General features: G+C 61.8%; 1 protein-coding gene. It reads right to left on the reverse strand.

The window, feature by feature from the left end; translation table 11 throughout:
- Positions 1–412: 412 nt before the first annotated feature.
- Positions 413–709 (reverse strand): HAD hydrolase family protein (locus tag CKO28_RS27835; RefSeq protein WP_200344803.1); only part of this gene is annotated, 297 nt, incomplete at its 5' end.

Consider the following 709-nt stretch of genomic DNA (forward strand, 5'->3'; position numbering starts at 1 on the left):
TGTGGAGTGATGCGGCCGTTACGATGACGTCGCGGGATGCAAGATACATACGAACGGCCCGATTTCATCACAGCCGTCGTCCTGGCGAAAGCCAGGACCCATAACCACAGCATTCGGTGATGAACGGGACAGTGGCCACTGCGCGCGCAACAATGTGCAATTGGGGTAATGGGTCATGGCTTTCGCCAGGACGACGATGAGATCGTTCTCGATTCAAGATGTCGAAGATCGGTGTTATCGCCGCGAAGGCGAAGATGGGTGACGCAGCCGCGGCTCTCTCCGGCCGGCGTCCCTGCGAAGGCCGGGATCCATACTCCGCGGCAGGTGTTGTCGAAGGGACTCGTCGTTCCAGCATTGCGTAGCAATTTGCATTTGTGGTTATGGGTCCCGGCCTTCGCCGGGACGACTCTACCTATCCCTCGACGAACTCGTCCCGCCGATAACCCTGCGCGTACAGCAGCGCGGTGAGATCGCCGTGGTCGATCCGCACTGCGGCTGCGGCTGCGACCGCAGGCTTGGCGTGATAGGCAACGCCGAGGCCGGCGGCCTGGATCATGCCGAGGTCGTTGGCGCCGTCACCCACCACCAGCGTGTCGATGTCGTCGAGATCGAAGGATTCGGTGAGTTCGACCAGGGTGGCGAGCTTGGTGGCGCGGCCGAGGATAGGCTCGATCACTTCGCCGGTCAGCTTGCCGTTCTCGATCTGCAG

The organism is Rhodovibrio sodomensis, assembly GCF_016583645.1.
In the GTDB taxonomy this organism is placed as follows: domain Bacteria; phylum Pseudomonadota; class Alphaproteobacteria; order Kiloniellales; family Rhodovibrionaceae; genus Rhodovibrio; species Rhodovibrio sodomensis.